Annotated in this window: 25 protein-coding genes and 1 tRNA gene; 13 read left to right on the plus strand and 13 right to left on the minus strand. The window is 31.2% G+C overall.

Features of this window, described 5'->3' with window-relative positions; all coding sequences use genetic code 11:
• Nucleotides 1-15: 15 nt before the first annotated feature.
• Complete coding sequence (locus tag ACX119_RS00145; protein ID WP_459351150.1) at nucleotides 16-438, minus strand: universal stress protein; 423 nt, start codon at nucleotides 436-438, stop codon at nucleotides 16-18.
• Between the two features lie 102 nt (nucleotides 439-540).
• Here ACX119_RS00145 and ACX119_RS00150 point away from each other — a divergent pair, with 102 nt between their 5' ends.
• Together ACX119_RS00150 and ACX119_RS00155 are read left to right on the plus strand one after the other, a co-directional pair.
• Nucleotides 541-1,224, plus strand: coding sequence for a VIT1/CCC1 transporter family protein (locus ACX119_RS00150; protein WP_459351151.1), 684 nt, complete (start codon nucleotides 541-543; stop codon nucleotides 1,222-1,224).
• A 12-nt stretch (nucleotides 1,225-1,236) separates the two neighbouring features.
• On the plus strand, nucleotides 1,237-2,529 hold the full coding sequence (locus ACX119_RS00155; protein WP_459351152.1) for an APC family permease: 1,293 nt from the start codon (nucleotides 1,237-1,239) through the stop codon (nucleotides 2,527-2,529).
• Here ACX119_RS00155 and ACX119_RS00160 read toward each other — a convergent pair whose 3' ends face one another.
• From ACX119_RS00160 to ACX119_RS00170, 3 genes are all read right to left on the minus strand, one after another.
• Nucleotides 2,530-3,156, minus strand: a complete 627-nt coding sequence (locus ACX119_RS00160; protein ID WP_459351153.1) for a hypothetical protein — start codon at nucleotides 3,154-3,156, stop codon at nucleotides 2,530-2,532.
• Between the two features lie 63 nt (nucleotides 3,157-3,219).
• The gene (gene glnA, locus ACX119_RS00165) at nucleotides 3,220-4,665 is read right to left on the minus strand and encodes a type I glutamate--ammonia ligase (protein WP_459351154.1); all 1,446 of its coding nucleotides are present in this window, start codon (nucleotides 4,663-4,665) and stop codon (nucleotides 3,220-3,222) included.
• A 72-nt stretch (nucleotides 4,666-4,737) separates the two neighbouring features.
• Nucleotides 4,738-6,102, minus strand: coding sequence for a KamA family radical SAM protein (locus ACX119_RS00170; protein ID WP_459351155.1), 1,365 nt, complete (start codon nucleotides 6,100-6,102; stop codon nucleotides 4,738-4,740).
• 137 nt (nucleotides 6,103-6,239) lie between these two features.
• Here ACX119_RS00170 and ACX119_RS00175 point away from each other — a divergent pair, with 137 nt between their 5' ends.
• Genes ACX119_RS00175 through ACX119_RS00195 form a run of 5 tightly spaced genes read left to right on the plus strand, consistent with a single transcriptional unit; the run spans nucleotide 6,240 to nucleotide 11,465 of the window.
• Nucleotides 6,240-7,976: a mechanosensitive ion channel family protein gene (locus ACX119_RS00175; RefSeq protein WP_459351156.1), complete on the plus strand. Its 1,737-nt coding sequence runs from the start codon at nucleotides 6,240-6,242 to the stop codon at nucleotides 7,974-7,976.
• 42 nt (nucleotides 7,977-8,018) lie between these two features.
• Nucleotides 8,019-8,897, plus strand: a complete 879-nt coding sequence (locus tag ACX119_RS00180) for a ribose-phosphate diphosphokinase (RefSeq protein WP_459351157.1) — start codon at nucleotides 8,019-8,021, stop codon at nucleotides 8,895-8,897.
• Nucleotides 8,897-9,844, plus strand: coding sequence for a TRM11 family SAM-dependent methyltransferase (locus ACX119_RS00185; RefSeq protein WP_459351158.1), 948 nt, complete (start codon nucleotides 8,897-8,899; stop codon nucleotides 9,842-9,844). Before ACX119_RS00180 ends, ACX119_RS00185 begins: the two co-directional genes overlap by 1 nt.
• Nucleotides 9,841-10,740 (plus strand): ribonuclease Z, encoded by a 900-nt coding sequence (gene rnz / locus ACX119_RS00190; RefSeq protein ID WP_459351159.1) that lies wholly within the window; start codon nucleotides 9,841-9,843, stop codon nucleotides 10,738-10,740. Before ACX119_RS00185 ends, rnz begins: the two co-directional genes overlap by 4 nt.
• A 2-nt stretch (nucleotides 10,741-10,742) precedes the next feature.
• Nucleotides 10,743-11,465: an SIR2 family NAD-dependent protein deacylase gene (locus ACX119_RS00195; protein ID WP_459351160.1), complete on the plus strand. Its 723-nt coding sequence runs from the start codon at nucleotides 10,743-10,745 to the stop codon at nucleotides 11,463-11,465.
• Here ACX119_RS00195 and ACX119_RS00200 read toward each other — a convergent pair whose 3' ends face one another.
• The 3 genes from ACX119_RS00200 to ACX119_RS00210 all read right to left on the minus strand — a co-directional run bounded on the left by ACX119_RS00200 (nucleotide 11,466) and on the right by ACX119_RS00210 (nucleotide 13,220).
• The gene (locus ACX119_RS00200; protein WP_459351161.1) at nucleotides 11,466-12,200 is read right to left on the minus strand and encodes a hypothetical protein; all 735 of its coding nucleotides are present in this window, start codon (nucleotides 12,198-12,200) and stop codon (nucleotides 11,466-11,468) included.
• A 73-nt stretch (nucleotides 12,201-12,273) separates the two neighbouring features.
• Nucleotides 12,274-12,675: an RNA-binding domain-containing protein gene (locus ACX119_RS00205; protein WP_459351162.1), complete on the minus strand. Its 402-nt coding sequence runs from the start codon at nucleotides 12,673-12,675 to the stop codon at nucleotides 12,274-12,276.
• Complete coding sequence (locus tag ACX119_RS00210) at nucleotides 12,672-13,220, minus strand: AAA family ATPase (RefSeq protein WP_459351163.1); 549 nt, start codon at nucleotides 13,218-13,220, stop codon at nucleotides 12,672-12,674. Before ACX119_RS00210 ends, ACX119_RS00205 begins: the two co-directional genes overlap by 4 nt.
• A 68-nt stretch (nucleotides 13,221-13,288) precedes the next feature.
• Here ACX119_RS00210 and thpR point away from each other — a divergent pair, with 68 nt between their 5' ends.
• From thpR to ACX119_RS00225, 3 genes are read left to right on the plus strand one after another with little or no spacing between them, the layout of a single operon-like run.
• Nucleotides 13,289-13,831 carry an RNA 2',3'-cyclic phosphodiesterase gene (gene thpR, locus ACX119_RS00215; protein ID WP_459351164.1) on the plus strand — a complete coding sequence of 181 codons (543 nt, stop codon included), beginning with the start codon at nucleotides 13,289-13,291 and terminating at the stop codon, nucleotides 13,829-13,831.
• A complete protein-coding gene (gene cca / locus ACX119_RS00220) occupies nucleotides 13,828-15,159 on the plus strand; it encodes a CCA tRNA nucleotidyltransferase (protein WP_459351165.1) in 1,332 nt (443 codons plus the stop codon). The genes thpR and cca overlap by 4 nt, the downstream gene beginning before the upstream one ends.
• Nucleotides 15,134-15,895 carry an RIO1 family regulatory kinase/ATPase domain-containing protein gene (locus ACX119_RS00225; RefSeq protein ID WP_459351166.1) on the plus strand — a complete coding sequence of 254 codons (762 nt, stop codon included), beginning with the start codon at nucleotides 15,134-15,136 and terminating at the stop codon, nucleotides 15,893-15,895. Before cca ends, ACX119_RS00225 begins: the two co-directional genes overlap by 26 nt.
• A 303-nt stretch (nucleotides 15,896-16,198) precedes the next feature.
• Here ACX119_RS00225 and ACX119_RS00230 read toward each other — a convergent pair.
• A tRNA-Pro gene (locus ACX119_RS00230) sits at nucleotides 16,199-16,272 on the minus strand.
• 56 nt (nucleotides 16,273-16,328) lie between these two features.
• On the opposite strand from ACX119_RS00230, the gene ACX119_RS00235 reads away from it, so the two are divergent.
• Nucleotides 16,329-16,538, plus strand: a complete 210-nt coding sequence (locus ACX119_RS00235) for a hypothetical protein (protein ID WP_297594205.1) — start codon at nucleotides 16,329-16,331, stop codon at nucleotides 16,536-16,538.
• Here ACX119_RS00235 and ACX119_RS00240 read toward each other — a convergent pair.
• Complete coding sequence (locus ACX119_RS00240; RefSeq protein ID WP_459351167.1) at nucleotides 16,533-17,681, minus strand: NAD(P)/FAD-dependent oxidoreductase; 1,149 nt, start codon at nucleotides 17,679-17,681, stop codon at nucleotides 16,533-16,535. The genes ACX119_RS00235 and ACX119_RS00240 overlap by 6 nt on opposite strands.
• Nucleotide 17,682: 1 nt before the next feature.
• A complete protein-coding gene (locus ACX119_RS00245) occupies nucleotides 17,683-18,423 on the minus strand; it encodes an SDR family oxidoreductase (protein ID WP_459351168.1) in 741 nt (246 codons plus the stop codon).
• A 101-nt stretch (nucleotides 18,424-18,524) separates the two neighbouring features.
• Here ACX119_RS00245 and ACX119_RS00250 point away from each other — a divergent pair, with 101 nt between their 5' ends.
• The gene (locus ACX119_RS00250) at nucleotides 18,525-18,746 is read left to right on the plus strand and encodes an AN1-type zinc finger domain-containing protein (protein WP_459351169.1); all 222 of its coding nucleotides are present in this window, start codon (nucleotides 18,525-18,527) and stop codon (nucleotides 18,744-18,746) included.
• A gap of 2 nt (nucleotides 18,747-18,748) precedes the next feature.
• Here ACX119_RS00250 and ACX119_RS00255 read toward each other — a convergent pair whose 3' ends face one another.
• Together ACX119_RS00255 and ACX119_RS00260 are read right to left on the minus strand one after the other, a co-directional pair.
• A complete protein-coding gene (locus ACX119_RS00255; protein WP_459351170.1) occupies nucleotides 18,749-19,033 on the minus strand; it encodes a hypothetical protein in 285 nt (94 codons plus the stop codon).
• Between the two features lie 30 nt (nucleotides 19,034-19,063).
• Nucleotides 19,064-19,621 carry a DNA replication complex subunit Gins51 gene (locus ACX119_RS00260; protein ID WP_459351171.1) on the minus strand — a complete coding sequence of 186 codons (558 nt, stop codon included), beginning with the start codon at nucleotides 19,619-19,621 and terminating at the stop codon, nucleotides 19,064-19,066.
• A 54-nt stretch (nucleotides 19,622-19,675) separates the two neighbouring features.
• Between ACX119_RS00260 and glnA (ACX119_RS00265) the strand changes: the two genes are divergently transcribed.
• Nucleotides 19,676-21,136, plus strand: coding sequence for a type I glutamate--ammonia ligase (gene glnA / locus ACX119_RS00265; RefSeq protein ID WP_459351172.1), 1,461 nt, complete (start codon nucleotides 19,676-19,678; stop codon nucleotides 21,134-21,136).
• On the opposite strand, the gene ACX119_RS00270 is transcribed toward glnA (ACX119_RS00265), so the two are convergent.
• Nucleotides 21,133-21,411, minus strand: a complete 279-nt coding sequence (locus ACX119_RS00270; RefSeq protein ID WP_459351173.1) for a hypothetical protein — start codon at nucleotides 21,409-21,411, stop codon at nucleotides 21,133-21,135. The genes glnA (ACX119_RS00265) and ACX119_RS00270 overlap by 4 nt on opposite strands.
• Nucleotides 21,412-21,456 lie beyond the last annotated feature (45 nt).

The following is a 21,456-nucleotide window of genomic DNA, read 5'->3' on the forward strand; positions in this document are numbered from 1 at the left end:
ATTTCATGTTGTTTATTATTTTACAATTAAAACAGGAATCTTTGTTTTGTGCATTACATAGTTAGATGTACTACCTAGAAATGCTTCTTTTGCTCCACCCATACCTCGTGCACCAATAACAATCATGTCAAATTTTCCTTTTTGTGCAAAATTGACAATCTCTGATCCAGTGTGGCCGCCCCCAGTTTTGTATTTGAATGTAGCACCGGCTTTTTGGACTCTATTCATTGCAGGACCAATTGCTTTGACTGCTTTATTTTGAGCATCATCTTTCATTTTTTTAGTGTATTTTATTCCTGCAGCAAGCGGTAAATGAAATACATAAAATCCTGTAATCTCAGCACCACTTCCCTTTGCAATTTCAATTGCTCTATCTAGACCACGCATAGCATTTGAAGAGCCATCAAGTGGCACTAGAATTTTTTGGAATTTTGCCATGAATTTATTCGAAAATTATTCAATATAAAAAACAGTGATGATTTTCAATGTTGGTATTATTCATTCTAATAAAATAATGAAAATTCACAGTAAAAGAGAAAAATGAAATGGCATTTTGATGATTTTATTTATGGTTCAATTGATGGAGCTGTAACTACATTTGCAATAGTAGCAAGTATTATGGGTGCTTCTTTACCTGCAGGAATTATACTGATTTTGGGTTTTGCAAATCTGTTTGCTGATGGATTTTCAATGGCAGTATCTAATTATCAGGCATCAAAGGCAAGAAATGAATTTGTTGCAATGAAAAGACGACAAGAAGAATGGGAGATTGAGAATTTAAAAGATGATGAGAGAGAAGAAATTAGAGAGATTTACAAGAAAAAGGGATTCAAAGATGAATTATTAGAAGACGTAGTTAGAATAATCACATCCAGAAAAAAAGTATGGATAGATACTATGATGAAAGAAGAATTAGGTTTAATTGAAGATGAAAAGAATCCAGCTGACAGTGCATTAAGTACATTTGTTGGATTTAATCTTGTAGGATTAATTCCATTGGTTCCATTTATTTTATTTTTTGTAGTTGGAATTGAATTAAATTCTCAGGCATTTATTTATTCGATAATTTCAGTAATGTCAGCATTTTTTTTAGTTGGAATTATTAAAGGAAAAATAGTAAAAAAATCATTAATAAATTCTGGTCTTACCACTTTAATTATTGGAGGTGCAGCAGCAATAGTTGCATATCTTATTGGTTATGGATTACATTTTCTAATTAGTTAGGATATCAAGAACATGTCAGAATTACATAGACATATGGGACTTTTTCATCTTACTATGTATGGAGTAGGATTAATTCTTGGGGCAGGAATCTATGTTTTAATTGGTGAAGCAGCCGGATTTGCAGGAAATTCCATGTGGATTTCGTTTCTTCTTGGTGCAATCGTAGCAATTTTTGCAGGATTAAGTTATGCAGAATTATCAGCTTTATTTCCTAAAGCTGCTGCAGAATATACGTTTGTAAAAAATGCATTTAAAAATAATTTCTTTGGTTTTATTATAGGTTGGTTAACTGCAATTACTTCAATTATTGTTGCAGCTACAGTATCTCTAGGATTTGGCGGATATCTTACACAGTTTGTTGATCTTCCCATTACAATTGGCGCAATATTGTTAATTGGGATTTTGTCAATAGTAAATTTTATAGGAATTAAAGAATCTGCATGGGCAAATACAATATTTGCATTAATTACAGCAGGTGGATTAGTGTTCATTATTTTTCTTGGGTTCATAATTGAGCCTAGTGAGCCAATTGATTATTTTGAGTCACCACATGGATTTACTGGTATTATTCTTGCATTTGTATTGATTTTCTTTGCTTTCATTGGATTTGAAGATATGGCTAATGTAGCTGAAGAAGTTAGGAGACCACACAAAATAATTCCAAGGGCAATAATTTTATCAGTTGTAATTACAGGTGTTATCTACATTTTAGTTTCATTATCAGCAATTCGACTTCTAAACTGGGAGGATTTAGCGGCATCATCAGCACCACTTGCAGATGTAGCTCATTCAGCAGTAGGAATAAACGGAAGTATTGCTTTGTCATTAATTGCATTATTTGCTACTGCAAGTACAGTTTTAATTACATTGGTGGCTGGGGCGCGAATAATGTATGGAATGGCAAATAGTGATTCTTTACCTAAGTTTTTAGCTAGAATTCATCCTAAAACCAAGACACCATGGATTGCAGTTGTTGCAATTTTGGTGACTTCAGTTGGATTTACATTTGTTGGAGATATTGTAATTGTTGCAAATATTGTTGTTTTTGCGGTAGTGATCACATTTGCAGTAATTAATCTTTCAGTAATTGTACTACGATATACAGAGCCAAAATTAGAGAGACCATTTAAAGTTCCAGTGAATATTGGAAAATTTCCAATTTTGCCATTATTTGGATTTGGAACTACAGTATACATGACATTACAATTTGAAGTTGAAGTTGCATTAGTTGGAATAATTATAATTGGAATAGGTTCAATATTGTATTTTATTTTTAAAAAACAAAATATAATTTTAGATAAATAATTATTTTTTTGATTTTACAAGTGCTATTGATGCAATAATAATTGCTATAACTCCAATTCCAATATATCCCATATCCATTTGTTTTGATTCTTCTAAAGAATTTACTTTCTCCTTTAGATCATTAATTTCTGCAATTAATGATGTATGACCATCAATAATTTGCGTTAGAGTTAGATCAGATGGTTGAGGAAATTCTATCCATTCTCTTTCTTCTACCTTTGGTGGATGCATTGATAGACTAATTGGAGTGTCATTAATTGTCCCCAATATGTTAGCCTGATAGAATCCAGAAATAGTAGGATTTACAAAAGCATAGTATTTTCCAGGAATATTATGATCCGGGGACAGAGGAAGAATTATGCTTTCATCTTTGTATATTAGCTGGATTTTTACTGTACTTTTTAATCCAGTAATTCCATTTTCAAATACTTGTTCTTCAAGTTCCAATCCAGGTTCAAGTGGATTAACATAGAATTCAATAGCATTAGTCTCACCAGAAACAACTGGCTCATTCATCCAACCAATTTCTACTCTGTATTCACCAACTGAATCAACTGTATGTGCAAAAGCAATTCCAATTAATCCTGGTACAAGTATCAAAATTAAAAACATAAAATAAAATTTCAATACTAAAAAAAGTTAAAATGATTTTAAAAAGGTTATAGTTACTTTCATCATTTGAAGTTAATATCAGGCATCTGCATACATTGAAACTTCCCAAGCAGTAGGAGTTTGTGCAAATGCAGTATATTCTTTATTTTTTAATTCACAATATATATCAATAAAATCTTTTGTGAAAATTTCTTCGAGGAAACCAGAATCACTTTGTAATGAATTTAATGCACCTTTTAATGAAACAGGAAGAGAACCAATTTTATACTCTCTTTTCTTTTCTGCAGAAAGCTTGTATACATTTTCTTCAACTGGATCTCCTGGATCAATTTTATTTTTAATGCCATCCAATCCAGCTAATAACAAAGCAGCTTCAAGTAGATAGATATTTGCAGTTGGATCAGGGACACGATATTCTATTCTTTTACTTTTTTCTTGATTTCGATAATACATAGGTACACGTATTGCAGCAGAACGGTTTCCCATTCCCCAACAAACATTTACAGGAGCCTCAAAGCCAGGAACAAGACGTTTGTATGAGTTTGTTGTTGGATTTGTAATTGCGCATAATGCTGATGCATGTTCTAAGATTCCCCCTACATAATACCGACCTAGTTGACTTAGTTGAGCAACTTCATCATTTGGATCAAACATGACATTGATTTTATCATTCCATAAACTTTGATGGGTATGCATTGCTGATGCATTATCACCAAAAATAGGTTTTGGCATAAATGTAGCAACTTTGTTTTTTCGTTTCGCTTTAACTTTAACAATATTTTTGACTGCAACAACACTATCTGCCATTTTAATCATTTCATCATAAACTAGATTGATTTCACATTGACCAGACGTTGCAACTTCATGATGTTCAGCCTCTATTTTAATACCAAAATGATTGTATAGATCTTCACAAATGTCTTTTCTAAATGTTTCAAGTGTATCTTTTGGTTGAGCTGGATAATATCCTTCTTTTAGATTAATTGCAGTACTTACATTACCTTTAGCCCAAGGAGATTCTTTTGATTCAATAGAATATCCTGAACCACCATAAGACTGAGTTGCTCCATATGGAGACGGATAGACGTTAATAGTATCAAAAACAAAAAATTCAATCTCAGGTCCCCAATTAGTATGAGTCAAACCAAATTCTTTGAGTTTTTTAGAGGCTTTTTGAGCAATTCCCCTAGAATCACGATTATATCTAATCTCATCTACAGAATTTCCTTCATACAAATCACAATAGAAGACAGCATTTTTTCTGTTTCCTTGATCATAATCACTTGGTAGAATTCTAAATGAATCAGGATCTGGTTTTAAGATCATATCTGATTTATTAACAGATTTGAACCCAACGATTGAGCTTGCATCAAGTTTTTCTAAACCATTTTCAAAACTATTTTTATCAATTGCATAACTTGGCATTCCAAGTCGATGTAATTCTCCAAAAATATCTACAAACCATAAATTAACAAAAGTAATGTTTTCTGCCTGAATTTTTTTTAGGGCAGCATCTGCATCCATTACAATACTTTAAAATCACTTTACTAATAATAGTTAGTAAAGCAGAATTGTCAATATAGTCATGTAAAGTTTTTAGGATTCTGGATAATCTTCGATTGGATTTGTTTTTTTGAAATTCTTTAATTCATCTTCAAAGAAGAATTTATCAGTTAGCGCAGGTTTTAGATCATCTAACCAAATGGCATTCTCGTCATACTTTGCAAAAAATGGAACTTGAACCCAATTTGGATTTCTTCCTTGTAAGAATCGTAGAACAATGACTTTTTGATCTTGAAGATCTGCTGTTCCAATAACATGGACTTTTCCAGGAGTTGCAGACATACTTGGTCCCCGAACAGTTCTTGCTAATCCACTAACAGATGAATATGCTTTTCTAAATATTTCATATGCCTTGACTAGAGGAACACCAAAATAATGTTGAGCTCCTGTATCCCTTACTACAAACATGTAATATGGAATACATCCTAACTGAACTTGTTTTGTCCACATTTTTGCCCACATATCTGCATCGTCATTGATATGTGCCAATAGTGGAGATTGTGTTCTAATTTGAGCACCTGTTGATCTTACTGCATTAATTGCATCAACAACAGCACTTGTAGATAATTCGTTTAGATGATTAAAGTGAGCCATAAATGCAAGATGTAATCCGTTTTTAGTTATTTTTCTAAATACGTCTAACATTTCTTGAGAGTCGGAGTCTGTCAAAAATTTGTAAGGCCAGTATGAAAGAGATTTTGTTCCAATTCTAATTGTTTTAAGATTTGGTAGTTTTGCATCAATTAAGATATCAACATATTTTGAAAACATTTTTGCTTTCATGATCATTGGATCTCCGCCAGTAAATAGAACATCAGAAATTTCTGGATGTTCTCTGATATATTGAACAAGTTGATCACCTTCTTTCATAGCAAACTTCATTTCATCCATTCCAACAAATTGTGGCCACCTAAAACAAAAGCTACAATATGCATGACATGTTTGACTTTGGCTAGGGAAAAATAGACATGTTTCATTGTATTTGTGCTGCATTCCAAATAATTTGGTTCCATCTTTTAGCATTGGGACATTGAGTTCCATTTGACCTGCAGGATGTGGATTTAGTTGAAGTCGGATTTCATTTGCAATTGATGCAATTTCTTTTTTATCTGCATTATTTTTTAGTGCAGTTGCCATTCTATCATAATGATCTGGTTTTAGCATTCCTTTTTGAGGAAATGTCAAAACATACATTGGATCATTTGGAATATTGTTCCAATCAATGAGTTGCTCTACAACATAGTTGTTTGCCTTAAATGGTAATACATTACCAACAACTTCCATCTCAAATTGAGTTTCCTCAGAAAGTTTCTGAATTTGTGGAATTTGGCGGAAATTTGATAAAGTATATGATTTTAGTGATGGAGAGTCATCCCATACAGTTGCTTGATAGGTCATTCAGTAAATAATGCAGATGCCCTTGTTAAAGGTTACACATATTTTTTATATAATTTAACATCAAAAGTGATTTTTTTATTTAAAAAATGTAAAGTTTCTTAACCTTTGTATTTGTGATCGTTACTTAGTGAAATAGAATGGCAGAAGAAGTGTTAGATGTAGTTTCAGATCAAGTTAGTAAGTTTGATGCACTACCAGAGCTTATTGCATCATCTCCATCACTACAAATTGCACTAACTGTATTGATTGTAGGAATAATTGGAATTATCATTGCATATAGAAGTTTTGCAAACTGGACAGAAAAACAAAAGTTTTCCTATACCAGACCACATTTTGCACGATTTATACGTGTAGGAGTTTTACCTTTCTTTGCGATAGCCTTAGTTTCTTCTACAAATGTGTATATTCAAACTACAGAATTATTTAATGACTCAGAACAGACTGTTGAAGAATTTAATGCTTCTGAGACATTTGCAAAAACACTCAATACAATCAATATTTTAGTAATTGGTTATTCAATAGCACATTTAATTCCAATTTTTCTTGATAAATTAGAAAAATCTAATCTTGAAAAGGAGGATTATCTGAATTGGAAAGAACTACGTGGTTTTAAAGATGATAAAGATGATTTGTTTCATAAATTATTTAAATGGATTCCACCAAAACATCCACCCGACGGATTAGATGAATCAGAATTTCAAAAATTATTAGAAACATCTGATGGTATAAGAAAGCTTGAGTCTCTTCGTACCAAGAAGGGATACCCAATTGGAGCATTTGAAAATTTAGTAAAGAATCCATTTGAAAAATTCAAAGAATCGGAGAGAAGAAAATACAATGAGTATTACAATTCATGTATAACTGGAAATAATGAATCTGGAAAAAAATTACTCCCAGGTAAAGATCCTGAAGAAATATATCAAATTGATATGTGGAGAGAAGAAAAAAGACTTAATCATTATGATACAATAATTCCGGGGGGGCGTCCAGCAGGATATGCTGAAAGAAAAAGAAAAGATCTTCCTAAATCATATAAACAAATTCTTCCAATTGGAATATTTGTTGCAGTTGTTTTAGGAATTGTTAGTTGGTGGGGTGTAGATCTTTTTGTATTAGCTACTGCAACTGGTGGATTTGCCATAGGTGTTGGTCTTGCATTACAAGAAACAATGCAGAATTATTTTGCTTACATAATGATTAGAAAAGATAAGATCTTTGTTGAAGGAGATAGAATTCAATTAGAAACTAGTTTTAATGGATATGTTCATAAAATTACTCCCAGGGTAACCTATATCAGGCATGCTCTAAATGAGTCATATGCAGTAATTCCTACAAGGAATTTGGTAAATTCTCAAATAATTAACTATTCAAAAGAACTCAAAACTGTTCCTGCAATTGTAAAAGTAGGAGTATCATATTTGAACAATCCAAAGCAAGTTGCAGCAGTTCTTGTAAAAATTGGAAAAAGAGCCATGAAAGAAATAGTTGATGAAAGAGGAAAACACATGGTAGTACAAAATAAATGTCCATATTTAGATCAAAACCTACCAAGTTGTGGATGTGATAAAGAAATTTTAGAAGATTTGAATCAGCCAGTTGTGAGATTTAACCAATTTAATGATTCATCTCTTGATTTTGCATTATGGGTTTATGTGACAGATTATGGTGCACAGTTCAAAGTACAAACAGAAATGAGAATGATGATGTATGAAGAGTTTAAGAGATACGATATTAGAATTCCATGGCCAATTAGAACTGTTTACCAAGGAGATGAAAAGAGAGAAGCCAAAGAAATTGATAGTTTAGATGATCTTAGAAACAAAGTAATAGATGAGTTTGGAGTGGGTGATCTCTCTAAAGGCGGAGACGATTAGTTTTCTCAAAACTTAAGAATCCCATCAAATCACATTTCTTTGTTGAGTAATTTATCAGTGATATCTGGAAAACCATCTGAAAAATTAGCTAAAAGTTTAGCAAAAAGAATCAAGGCGAATCTTGTTAAATCAGAGATCAGAATATTTCCAGATGGGGAAAGTAAGATTACACTATCGGGTAAATTATCAAAAAAGAGATCAATAATTGTTCAATCAATTTATCCTCCAGTAGATACTAATTTACTTCATGCATTATCACTAATTTCAAAAGCCAAAGAAATATCATCACAGGTTATTGCCGTGATTCCGTATATGGGATATGCTAGACAAGATAGAGAATTTTTACCAGGCGAGATTATCACAATGAAAGTTCTGGGGAAGTTGTTTGCAGCTGCAGGTGCATCAAAGATAGTTGTAGTTGATATTCATAGTCAAATTGGCCTCAAATACTTCTCAATTAAAACAAAAAATGTATCTGCAGTTCCTGATTTGGTGGCATATTTCAAAAAAATGAGCCTGAAAAACCCTATTGTGGTTTCTCCAGATCAAGGAGGAAAAGATAGAGCAAAAGAATTTGCATTAAAATTTAATTCAGAATATATTGCACTTGAAAAAAACAGAGACAGAAAAACAGGTAAAGTAAAAATTAAAACAAAATACATCGATAAAGTTTCAGGAAGAGATGTAATTTTGGTCGATGATATGATAAGTACTGGAGGAAGTATTATCAAAGCAACAGAATTTCTAAAAAAACAAAAATGCAATCGAGTTTATGTTGCATGTACACATGCACTATTGATGAACAATGCGGAAGGAAAAATTAAGAAATCAGGAGTAACAAGAATTGTTAGTGCAAATACAATTCCAAATAAAACATCATTAGTTGATGTTTCTAATACAATTGCAAAGGCAATACTGTAATGCCAGAAAGTTTTTTTGTTTTATCAAAAGATAATTTAGAACTTGCAATAGATGAAATTACTGCTATAGCAAAAATGTATGATAGGTTTTCAAAAATAAAGGTATTATCTAATTTAGTTATTGTTCAGTCAAAAATAAATTGGACTGTAATTTCAAAACGTGCTTCTTTTGTAAAAATCTCAGGACAGATATTACGAAAAATGTCAGGATTATTTTTAGATGAAGAAAATTTTGAAGTGTTAAAAAATGCACAAACTTTTGTTTGTAGAATAATTAATTTATCTTCAAACCAGTTCAATGTTCCAGAATTAGAAAACTCAATGGGTGATATGATATCAAAATTTTCTCATGCAAAAGTTGAACTTGAGGATCCAGATATCACAGTATATCTGATATTTACTAATGAAGAAAATTTTTTTGGGTTTTCAAAAAAAGAAGTCAATAAACATATTCCTAAAAAAATCAAAAATCATCCTCATGAACTAGATAGAAAAATGACTAGATTGATGCTCAACCTTGTTGGGTTAAAGGAGGGGGAAACAGTTTGCGATCCATTTTGTGGAACAGGAACTACCCTTCTGGAGGCTGAATCGATGGGAATTCATGCAATAGGTATAGATTTTGATGAAAAAATGTGTAAAATCTCAAGGGAAAATCTCAAGGCAAATCAATACAAATCAGAGGTAATAAATTCAGATTTTCAAGAAATGGTAAAAATTTCTGAAAAATTTGATGGAATTGTTACAGATTTGCCATATGGAAGGGCATCAAAAGTTTCTGATAATCCTGAGAAAATAATAAAAAAATTCTTTACAATAATACCAAAGAAAAAGAAATTAGCAGTCATGTACAAAAAAGAACTAGGACAGAATTTAAAATTAAAAGGATTAAAAAAATATGAAATCTATAGGCATAAAAGCTTGACTAGGACAATTTTGATAAAATGAAACTTGTATTTTTGGGAACTTCAGCTGCGCAGCCCACTGAAAATAGAGGATTGTCATGTATTTGTTTAGAAAGAGATGGAGAAATTCTAATGTTTGATGCTGGAGAAGCTGCACAGATTTCTTATATGAAATCAGGTTTGGGTTGGAATAAAAAAATGACAATTTTTGTTACACATCTTCATGGTGATCATTGTGTTGGAATTTTAGGATTATTACAAACTATGTCTATGCAAAAAAGAACTGAGAAATTAGAAATTTTTGGTCCACATGGAATTGAAGAATTTATTGCTGCAAATATCAAAGTACTAAATTTTGGATTAACATTTCCAGTTTTGATTAATATAATTAAAGAAGGAAAAATTTTAGAGAATAGTAAATATTCAATGTATGTATGCAAAGCTAATCACTCAGTTACTGCATTTTCATATCTATTTGTAGAGAAAGATAAGCCAGGAAGATTTAATGTTGAAAAAGCAAAAGAGTTGGGAATACCTGAAGGGGAATTATGGAATAAATTACAAAGTGGTGAGAGTATAATAATAGAAGGGAAGGAAATATTATCTCAAGAAGTATTAGGTGAAAAACGTCCTGGCAAAAAAATAGGAATTTCAGGAGATACCATGCCTACTAAAGAATTAGAAGAATTTTTTTCAAAATGTGATTATTTGGTTTTTGATTCAACATTTTTAGATGAAGAAAAACAAAAGGCTCAAGATACTTCACATTCAACAGCTAAACAAGCTGCAACATTAGCAAAGAATGCAAATGTCAAGAATTTGATTTTAACACATTTTTCTGCAAGGTATAAAGATGAAGTTGGTCATTTACAAGAAGCTCAAGAAATTCATAATTCAGTAGTTACTGCTAAAGATCTTTTAGAATTAGAGATTAAATGAATATGTTTGATTCTATAAGGGAACAGGTTAAAGATTTCAGAAAAATTGTATTTGTTACTGGTGCTGGAATTTCTCAAGAAAGTGGAATTCCAACTTTTAGAGGAAAGGATGGTTTATGGAGAAATTATGACGCTATGCAATTAGCAACAATAGATGCATTTTATCAAAACCCAAAATTAGTATGGGAATGGTATAATGAAAGAAGAAAGAATATCATAGCTGCAGAGCCTAATTTTGGACATATAGCAATTGCAGAATTAGAAAAATATGCTGATGTAGTAGTAGTTACGCAAAATATTGATGGTCTTCATCAAAAATCAGGAAGTTCCAGAGTGTTAGAATTACATGGTAGTATTCTTAAAATCAAATGTACAGTTTGTGATTTTAGAGAAGAAATACTAACTGAATTTTCTGAGAATCCTCCCTATTGCAAATGTGGTAATTTACTTAGACCAGAAGTAGTTTGGTTTGGGGAACCGCTACCACAAGATGTCTGGCAAGAATCAATTAAACATATCAATCAATGTGATCTAATGGTTATTGCAGGAACATCCTTAGTTGTATCTCCAGCAAATATACTTCCAACATATGCAAAACAAAATAATGCATTTCTAATTGAAGTCAATCCTGAAGATACCGAAATGTCATCAGGAATGGATTTAGTGATTAGAGATACTAGTGCATTTGCACTACCAAAATTTCTATCATTGTTTAAAGAAAAATAATCAGGATTGTGAGAACATTCCATTTATTTTTGAATCTGAATTATCGCCAGGATTAAAAACTGAAGAAGTTACGATGCCATACTCTTGATGATCAACAACCATGTCAACATAATAGGGAGTACCTGAAGCATCATTTACAATTGTTTCAAACATTGATGTGTAAAATGTTCCTGAAAAAATTTCTTTATTATCTGTTCTAATTTTTACATTTACACTAGTTGTTTTTCCACTTGAATCAGAATATTGAAGTAGAATATCATTATCTGATTCATGCATTGTTGATAATGACAATGTCTCATAGATTATGGGATTAGTATTTTGAGAAACTGGGTTTGTACTAGATGATACTTCAGTTGATTCAGTCGGAAATTCAGATTTGGGGTTATCTGCAAAAATATTTTTAACAGCTTTTAGTGGATCAAAGTTTGAAATTTCTTCACTTATTGTTTTTTGTGAAGATTCTTTTGTATCAATAATTTGATCACTTATTTTTCCACCAACTTCACTTATTTCATTAGATACGCTTTTGCTAGTTTTATCTACAATATTATCAATTGAATCATCAAGTCTTTTCTCTACGGAATCTGTAGTTTTAGCACCAATATTGGATACATCCTGCTTTAGAGAATCAAAAACTGAGGCAGAGGTTGAAGGGAATAAAATATCGATTTCATTTGAGAAAATCATGCCTGCAAGAATAACTATTCCCGCAATTATGCCTAATTTAATGAACATGTCATAAAGTTCTAAAAAACAGATTTTACATTCAAACTAAAAAAAATAGTCAGTTATGATTGAATTTTCTTAACTAATCATTACCAAATGATATCCATTCAATAATTCGGTCAATATTTGGTGAAGAAATAACCACTTTAATCGGGCCAAGTGGAGATTCTTCTGCTTCTTCACAAATTGCTATTTTTTCAACAAAGGCTGCCTGTTTATTCAGATAAAACCATGTGGAATTATCTAATAGATTTTTTTCAAGATATCGTCTATAGGTTTTCTGAGAACGTTTAGAATGAATTGTTTCATAGATTTTTTCAAATGATCTCAAATCTTTTGATACTGCATTGACAGAATAGTTTTGAACTTCTATTTTTGAGAATGGAAAAATATTTGAGATGGCTTTATGGATTTTTTGAGAATCCTCAGAAGGATTAATTGATGAAAACATTTCAATTTTACACCTAATGTCAGGTATTTTCATTTTATCCAGCTTTGAATAATTTTATACGCATTTTCAATTAATTGTTCTTTGGTCAAATCAATATTTGTTATTGCATAATCAGATAATGCAATTGAATTGCTGATGCCAATTCCTAATTCACGATTATCTCGTTCCTCAAAATGTTCTTTTGTTTGTGGATCGTCTGTTCTTCCTCTTTTTTGTAAAAAATCAAATCTACGATCTGTTGATGCATGAATTGCTAGTAATTTGACAATTCCAAATTTTCTTAGTACTTCGATCTCATCATTAGATCTTACACCATCTATTAAGATTACATTTGCAGATGATGATTCTATTTCTGGTTTAATCAATTCAGCAATTGCTCCAGGACCATTTTTTTCTCTTAATTCAAGCATTAGCTTTCCAAGATTTGAACGAGTTGCCTCAATGTTTCTTTTTTTGGCTTCATTTCTTACTGCATTTCCCATATTGACAATATCATATCCTTTTGACTTTAGACCATCAGCAATGGTGGATTTTCCAGCTCCTGGCATGCCTGTTAAGCATACAATAAGTTTTGTCATAATATAGAAAAAAAACTCAGGTCTATGAAGCTACCGGAAATTATTATAAAGATTATTCAAAGAATGTTATGATGCGTGTTTTTGTAGCAGTTGAAATAACAAATAATGATGTAATCAAATCTATTGAAGAATTTCAATTCAAAATGAATATTGGTGCAAAATCAGTAGAACCAAAAAACTTTCATTTTACATTACAGTTTTTAGGTGAAATTTCAGATGATGTCTCAGAGAAAATTATTTTGGCTCTTAGAAAGATAGAATTTTCCAATTTTAAAGTGAATTTAAGAGGAGTTGGAGCATTTCCTAAGCCAAAATTTCCAAGAGTGGTTTGGATTGGTACAGATACTGAGGGAGGAAATAGATTAGTTGCATTATCAAAAGAGGTTGGAAAAACATTAGAACCCTTGGGATTTCATCAAGATAAACCATTCAAACCTCATATGACAGTATTTAGGATTAAAAAGAAGATTGAAGATATTACTGAGGAGTTGGAAAAACAAAAAGAATTGAATTTTGGAATTCAAGAAATTACTAGTATAAAATTGAAAAAAAGTGAGCTAACTCCAAAGGGACCAATTTATTCTGATTTAGAGGTGATACCAGCTAGATGAAAAAAATAATTTCAAAAATAGAGAAATTAGTTGTTCCTTCCACATCATTAGAAAAAGATAAACAGGAAACTGCAGAACTAGCTTTTAATTTAGTGAAAAATGAAATTAAAAAATTCTCAGAAGTAATTGGAATAGAATTTGGAGGCTCGTACGCAAAAGGAACATGGTTAAAACAAGACGCTGATGTAGACATTTTTGTTAGATTTAAAAAATCTGTTTCAGATGATAAATTTGAGAAAATTTCTAGGAAAATAGGATTTGAATCATTAAAAAAATATTCTCCTTATGTTCGATATTCTGAGCATCCATATGTTGAGGCAAAAATTAAAAATACAAAGATAAATGTTGTTCCATTTTTTGATGTCAAAACAGGTCAATGGAAAAGTTCTGCTGATAGAAGTCCATTTCATACAAAATTTATGAAAAAATCATTAACAGATAAAATGAAAAATGAGGTTAGAATTCTAAAAACATTTCTTAAAGCCAATGAAATTTATGGTGCTGAAATTGCAAAGCAGGGTTTTAGTGGATATGTATCTGAAGTATTGATATTACATTATGGAAGTTTTGAAAATGTAATAAAAACAATTTCAAAAATTAAAGAAAATCAAAACATTGGGAATGCAAAAAAGAAGTTTGACACATCAATTGTAATAATGGATCCTATAGATAACAATAGGAATTTAGCTGCAGCAATTTCAGATGAGAATATTGGGAAATTTATCCTTGCTGCAAGAGCATTTAAAGAAAAAGCTAAACTAGAATTTTTTAAGAAAAGAAGTATTAGAATTTCAAAAAAACATTGGGAAAATTTGTTAGTTGTAAAATTTAATTTTAAGAAAAGAAGTCCAGATATTATCTGGGGTCAGATTAAAAGAGCCTCAACTTCCTTATCAACACAGTTAGAATTAGGAGGTTTTCGAGTATTACGTAGTAATTCCTTTACTGATCAAGAAAATGACGCCTATTTGTTCTTCTTTTTAGAATCAATGAAAATATCGCCAACCTACATAAAAAATGGTCCAGAATTTTTCAGAGAAGAAGATTCTAAGAGTTTTGTTAGTAAAAATATGAAAAATTCTGAACTAATGTGGATAGGAAAAAATAAAAAAATTATTTCATTAGAGAAAAGAACGTTTCCTGATGCAAGCAAATTTTTAACAAATTTTCTGAAGAATAATCTTAAAACAGGAATCCCAAACGGTATTCAATCTGATTTAAAACGTGGTTTTGTCATTTCTGTTGGAAGTAAAAATTTAAGCAAATCAATTAAAGAGGTAGCAAATAAATTGATTTCAACTGATGCAACAATCCTTTATTTCAATTAAGAAACTTACCAATGAACCATACTCTAAAATTCTGGGATATCCTAAATCAACTAAAAGTCAGATCAAGTCAAGAATCAAAGAGCTAGAAAAATTAAAAATCAAATCAATATCATTTACAGGTCCAACTACTATTGAAAATTTGAAAATTTTAGGTAAAGGGTATGTGGGAGTTGTGGTTTTAGCAAAAAAAAATAGTAAATTAGTTGCATTAAAAATTAGAAGGACAGATTCTCAGAGAAAAGAAATGAGCAATGAAGCAAAATTACTAAATTTAGTTAATCAGGTAAAAGTTGGTCCAAAAATGATAGCATTTTCAAAAAATTTTGTTGTAATGGAATACCTTGAAGGAGTAAAAATAAGTCAGTGGATAAACACACTACAAGGATCTGGCAGTGTAAAAAAATTTAAAAATACACTAAAAAAAATTTTAGAAGATTGTTATAGATTAGATGAGATAGGTTTTGATCATGGAGAACTAAGTAATATATCAAAACACGTTATTGTTGGAAAAACTAATTCTACAATAATTGATTTTGAGAGTTCAAGCACAAATAGAAGACCATCAAATGTAACATCAATTACTCAAGCATTTTTTATTGGATCTGGAATTGCAAAAAAAGCCCAAAAATTATACAAAAATCCATCAAAAAATGAAATCATCAAAGCCTTACAACTATACAAGCAAGAGAAAACAAGGGAAAATTTTGATTATCTTTTGAAAATTTTAAAACTCTAATGGGATCGGTAGACTTGGAACTTGTTAAGTGATAATTTTGATGCCAAATAGGCTGAAACAGATTTTAATGAAAACATGAAAAAGACTACCCTTGAGGAAATTTTTTAAAAAATTTACAGGAGACAGTACACGTGGCAATTTATGTAAGAATTGTGGACATGAAGAAATCCTCCATCATTTGAAAGTGTTGAAAAATGATCAACCTTACAATAATCCAGCAATACGAGCAAACTGTAAAGAATGTAAGTGTACTCAATTCACTGAGATTTGAACTGTTATAGAAATTATTAAAATTAAGTTGTATGGGACCGGCAGGATTTGAACCTGCGACCACTAGTCCCCCAGACTAGTATCATACCAAGCTAGACTACGATCCCTCATCACTGAGGCACAAAATGAAATTATTAAATCGTCGTATTGAATGAGAATAATTATGAAGATTTGTAATATTTGTCATAAGATTTCTGCAACGGATCAAGATCATCTTGATTGTATCCAAAAAAGAAGTATCGAATTAGAAGATGAAAATTTTAAAAATCAAATTCCTGAAAAGTTGAATTTATCAAAAGACAATCAAGCCTTAGGAGTTGAAGTTAGAGCAATTTTAGAACATCTTACAAAAGAAAAAGACGAAGAGTCATAACCAATTACTTAATCTCTCTTTTTCAAATTGTTGTTTTTTAACAAGATTATCTTTATTAGATTCTGTTAGATTTGTTGTTGGTTTTGGATTTGAAAACATATCAACTTCAATTACTGAGGCTGTGTCTCTACCTGATTCTAAGAAACAACCGCCTTTACCATCAAAATATACTTGTTCTTCCTTTGAGAGAATTTTAGAAATTATGTTTTTTGCAACGATAATTCCTTCACCCTCTGCAAAAATTCCAGCTTTTGGAACTGCCATTGATTCAGTTACAGGTAAACTTGTTACATCACCTATAGCAAAAACATTTTCAAACTTTGTTTTACAATCTCGATTAATTAGGATAAACCCTGATTCTTTTGCTAAACCTGAATCATAGATAACATTTGGAGCAATATGAGGTGGAATTGCTAACAATAGATCAAAATCAGTTTCAGAATCTTCAAAAATTAATTTGTGTGGTTCGACAGATTTTATTTTTGAAGAGTTATGGAAAGTAATTTGTTCAGAATTTACTAATTCAAGAATTTTCTTACTAACTTCAGGTCCAGCTGCTGGCAATGTAATTGGTGCAGGACTATAGAAATCAATTTGAATTGAATCACGAACACCACGTTTTCTTAGCATGGCATTAATAAGTAAACTAGCCTCAAATGGCGCTGGAGGGCATTTGTAGGGCATCCCCATTATCGAGATAGCTATTTTTCCAGATTTTATCGACATTAGTTTTTCATGAATTTGTGATAGATGATCATGATCATATAGATTGAATCCATTTTCTTTAAGGCCAGGTATTTTTTCAGGTGCTAAAACAGCTCCCATTGATATTATTAGATAATCATAAGAAATTGTTTGGGAAGTTGTTTTGACATTTTTGGTTTTAGGATCAATTGATAATATTTCTTCTTTAATGAAAGTTATTTCTTTTTTTCCTAAATTATTTAGAGAGCCAACTGAGTTTTCAAAAGTTCGTGTACCATTAATTATCCATAATTTTGCAAATCCAACCATAAACCAGTCTTTTTTATCAATTATTGTTATTTTTAATTGAGAAGAATCTAATGAACTTCGTAATTCATTAGCAGAAGCAAGTCCTCCAAAACCACCTCCTAAAATTACAACATGTGGAATATTTGTCAACTTAACGTTCTTGTGTAGTTGGTCTTATCAAAATTTCATTTACATTGACATGTGAAGGTGAATCAACTGCATATAATATTGCATTTGCTATATCTTCTGCTTGCAATGCTTCCATTTTTTTTGCATTTTCAATAAATCCTTGTAGAGATTCATCTGTGATTGTATCATTTAGTTCTGTTGCAACTACTCCAGGTTCAATGCTGGTAACTCTAATGTTTGATCTGACGCTAAATTCTTGTCTTAGTCCTTCACTAAATGCAGCAACTGCATGTTTAGTTGCACAATAAACACTTCCAGCTGGAAAAACAATTCTACCAGCTACTGATGAGAGATTTACTATATGACCAGATTTTTTCTCTTTCATATGATTGATTACTGAACCTGTGGAGTATAGAACTCCTTTAATGTTAACATCAATCATTCTATCCCATTCATCTACCTTGAGGTTTTTGAAAAAACTCAAAGGCATTAATCCAGCATTATTTACAAGAATATCAATTGTGCCCCATTTATCCAAGACAGCCTTGGCAAAATTATCACATTCTTCTCTTTTAGTTACATCTAATTTTTGATAAAATACTTCGCCACCGTTATCGGTAATTTTTTTTGCTAGTTCTTCTAATCTGTCAACTCGTCTTGCACCAATTGCAACCTTTGCTCCTGCTTTAGATAATGTAAGTGCAGTAGCAAATCCTATACCGCTACTTGCTCCAGTAATTATTGCAACTTTATCTTTAATCAATCAAATCACTAAAAGAGTTTCAATTAATTCATCGTAAAAATGTTTAGATAAATTTTAGAATCTCTAACAAGGTTATTAAAAGAAAAATGATTACTTAAGTTGTGAAATCTGAAAAATGTGCTTATTGTGGTGATTTAACTGATTTACCTTTTCAATGTAATTATTGCAAAGATCCATTTTGTTCAGAACATAGACTTCCAGAGGAACATAGGTGTGTAAAACTTAGCCAAATTAGAGCAAGAAGATTTGGAGAGAAAAAAGTAATTCGAGATGGAGGAAGAAACAGACCAAATATTCTTAAACGACTTTTTGGTAGATTTTAAAATCAGTAAGGGCTTTTGTCTGGTGATATTTTTGCACGTCTTCCCTGATAAATCAGAGCAATTGCAAGAGCAAACATGACCATTGCAGTTAATGGAAAATTTTGTGGTGCAGGTAACACAAACCAATAGTAAATTCCAAATCCAATCGATACAATTGCTTGTGTCCAAAGTTTTACCCATTTTGGGGCTTTGATTAATCTGCTAATTGCTTCAACAATAAAAATTCCAATTACTGGATAAATTGTGTAAAAAAGGAAATCAATTACATCAACTCCAGTATGGGACATGATAGACTACTTTGTTGGTGTAATTTTTATCTAATCTTCCCAGCGTACCTTGGTTGCAATATTTTTAGAAATTAGTGCCTGAGCATTTTCGTATGGGATTGTAGCAATATCTTCAGTTTTGAAAGGACCGTATTTTTCCAGATCTGCGCCTACAATTTCATCTATTTCTTTGAGAAATCTTACAACAATTTTTTTTGTTTTATGATTTTGTGATAAGGATTCAAGAAATTTTGATTTACCATTAATTGTAGCTGAGAGAATCATTTCAATTCGTTCTTTTTGTTCTTCTTGAGAATCTAGAATGTATTTTTCTTCATCTAAAAGAAATCCTATTTCATAATCAGAAGATTTAGAGATTTTGTCCAGTCTAATTTGAATTAGTAATGAAGTTAATTCAGTTGCCATTTCTATCATAGTATCTTTAATCTTGCTTTCTACTCCATCAAATTCTTGTTTTCTTAAATTTCCAATAAAATCGGCAAGATTTATGTAAAAATTTGGTTCAATTTCTAATAAGGAATCATTTTCAGTTTCTCTTAAAACTATATGATGTAATGAGTTGATATCAATTTGATTTGATTCAGACATTTCTTACCTAATCCTTAAATCCCCGATGTATTTGTGTTTGATTGAAGAACAGAATTGCCCTATAAAGTTAGCCATGGTAAAGCAATACAAGTAACATACTCACCAGATGAAGTTTTCTCCAGAATACAACATGAGGGAATACAATTTATCGATTTACAATTTACAGGTTTAACAGGTCATTTTCATCACACAACAATTTCAGCTGATACATTTACACCTGAACAAATGAGAGATGGATTACCAAAATTAGATGGATCGTCAATAGTTGGATTTACTACAATTGATGATTCAGATTTACTCTTAAAACCAGATCCAAATACATTTGCAATAATTCCATGGATGACAGAAAACAAAACTGCTCGTATGCTTTGTGATGTTTATTGGGGAGAAAATAGAGGAAGATTATCACGGGATCCACGTGGTATTTCTCAAAAAGCTGAAGAATTTATCAAGAGTCAAGGATATGATTTTAGCACTTGGGGTCCAGAAGTCGAGTTTTTTGTTTTTGATAAGGTACATTGGGATGTTTTAACACCATACAAAGGGCAATCATATTCAATTGAATCTAAAGAAGCACCGTGGAGTCAAGAAGGAAATGGATATCCAATGGGGTTACAAGAAGGATATTATCCAAGTACACCATCAGACACTCTTACACCTTATAGAAATGAATGTGTAAACATACTGAAAAATAATTTTGGTATATTATGTGATAATCATCATCATGAAGTTGCTACTGCAGGACAATGTGAAATTGATATCAAATATGATTACATGACTAATGCTGCTGATGCTGCACAATCCTACAAGTATGTCATTAGGAATGTAGCTCAGAAATATGGAAAAGTAGCAACTATGATGCCAAAACCAATTGCTATGGATTCAGGTTCTGGAATGCATGTTAATGTTAGTTTGTGGAAAGGAAAAGAGAATGCATTCTTTGATCCTGATGATGAAATTGAATTAAGTCAGATTGGCAGATATTTTTGTGGTGGAATTGTAAATCATGCAAAAGCACTTTCTGCAATTTGTAATCCTACTACTAATTCATACCATAGATTAGTACCTGGATATGAAGCACCTGCATATATTGCATGGAGTTCAGGAAACAGATCCGCAATTGTAAGAGTTCCAAAACATCTTACAGGTAGAGAATATGCACATCTAAAAAGACTTGAATTCAGAGCGCCTGATCCTTCATCAAATCCATATCTAGTATTTGCAGCAGTTACATCAGCTGGTATGGATGGCATTAAAAAGAAAATGGATCCTGGAGAACAAGTACGTGACGATATCTTTAAGATGACAAAATCAGATAGAGCAAAAAGAGGAATTGGTGTACTTCCTAAGAGTCTTGGTGAAGCATTAGATGAACTTGAGAGTGACAGAAAATTCCTTAATCCAATTTTTACAAATGATGTGATTGATAAAATTATTGAATTAGAAAGAAGAGATCAACGTGAAATAGCCATTAGGCCTCACCCACATGAATTTTATCTATACTTTGATGTTTAGGTTCTTCCAGTAAGTTGGAAAATATAATATAATGAAATAGCAATTAGTCCAAATCCTATTCCAAGATAAATTTCTCTTTTCTTCTCCGATGTTGCAGCCTTGTACAACAAAACTGCTCCAGCTAGACCTACAAATAGAACTAAAACCCCAATTACTACACCATCAAAACTAGTGTTAGTAATTAATGGATGAAAGAATCCTGCTAGTAATGCAAAAAATGCAACCAAGTAAACGTATTTGAATCCAGTTAGAAATTTTGATGAAGTTTTATTCAATGTTTTTCGTAAATTCAGTTATCAAATAAACTTTTGAAATATTTC

The sequence above is a fragment of the Nitrosopumilus sp. S4 genome, from assembly GCF_054515835.1.

Bases quoted from the DNA above. Each gene is read 5' to 3' on its own strand.
- ACX119_RS00200 (WP_459351161.1), bottom strand. From the start codon at position 12,200: ATGTTCATTAAATTAGGCATAATTGCGGGAATAGTTATTCTTGCAGGC.
- ACX119_RS00170 (WP_459351155.1), bottom strand. From the start codon at position 6,102: ATGACCTATCAAGCAACTGTATGGGATGACTCTCCATCACTAAAATCA.
- ACX119_RS00185 (WP_459351158.1), top strand. From the start codon at position 8,897: ATGCCAGAAAGTTTTTTTGTTTTATCAAAAGATAATTTAGAACTTGCA.
- ACX119_RS00260 (WP_459351171.1), bottom strand. From the start codon at position 19,621: ATGTCTGAATCAAATCAAATTGATATCAACTCATTACATCATATAGTT.
- rnz (WP_459351159.1), top strand. From the start codon at position 9,841: ATGAAACTTGTATTTTTGGGAACTTCAGCTGCGCAGCCCACTGAAAAT.
- ACX119_RS00195 (WP_459351160.1), top strand. From the start codon at position 10,743: ATGTTTGATTCTATAAGGGAACAGGTTAAAGATTTCAGAAAAATTGTA.
- ACX119_RS00150 (WP_459351151.1), top strand. From the start codon at position 541: ATGAAATGGCATTTTGATGATTTTATTTATGGTTCAATTGATGGAGCT.
- ACX119_RS00255 (WP_459351170.1), bottom strand. From the start codon at position 19,033: ATGTCCCATACTGGAGTTGATGTAATTGATTTCCTTTTTTACACAATT.
- ACX119_RS00225 (WP_459351166.1), top strand. From the start codon at position 15,134: ATGCAACAATCCTTTATTTCAATTAAGAAACTTACCAATGAACCATAC.
- glnA (WP_459351154.1), bottom strand. From the start codon at position 4,665: ATGGATGCAGATGCTGCCCTAAAAAAAATTCAGGCAGAAAACATTACT.
- ACX119_RS00205 (WP_459351162.1), bottom strand. From the start codon at position 12,675: ATGAAAATACCTGACATTAGGTGTAAAATTGAAATGTTTTCATCAATT.
- ACX119_RS00145 (WP_459351150.1), bottom strand. From the start codon at position 438: ATGGCAAAATTCCAAAAAATTCTAGTGCCACTTGATGGCTCTTCAAAT.
- thpR (WP_459351164.1), top strand. From the start codon at position 13,289: ATGATGCGTGTTTTTGTAGCAGTTGAAATAACAAATAATGATGTAATC.
- ACX119_RS00175 (WP_459351156.1), top strand. From the start codon at position 6,240: ATGGCAGAAGAAGTGTTAGATGTAGTTTCAGATCAAGTTAGTAAGTTT.
- ACX119_RS00235 (WP_297594205.1), top strand. From the start codon at position 16,329: ATGAAGATTTGTAATATTTGTCATAAGATTTCTGCAACGGATCAAGAT.
- cca (WP_459351165.1), top strand. From the start codon at position 13,828: ATGAAAAAAATAATTTCAAAAATAGAGAAATTAGTTGTTCCTTCCACA.
- ACX119_RS00210 (WP_459351163.1), bottom strand. From the start codon at position 13,220: ATGACAAAACTTATTGTATGCTTAACAGGCATGCCAGGAGCTGGAAAA.
- ACX119_RS00155 (WP_459351152.1), top strand. From the start codon at position 1,237: ATGTCAGAATTACATAGACATATGGGACTTTTTCATCTTACTATGTAT.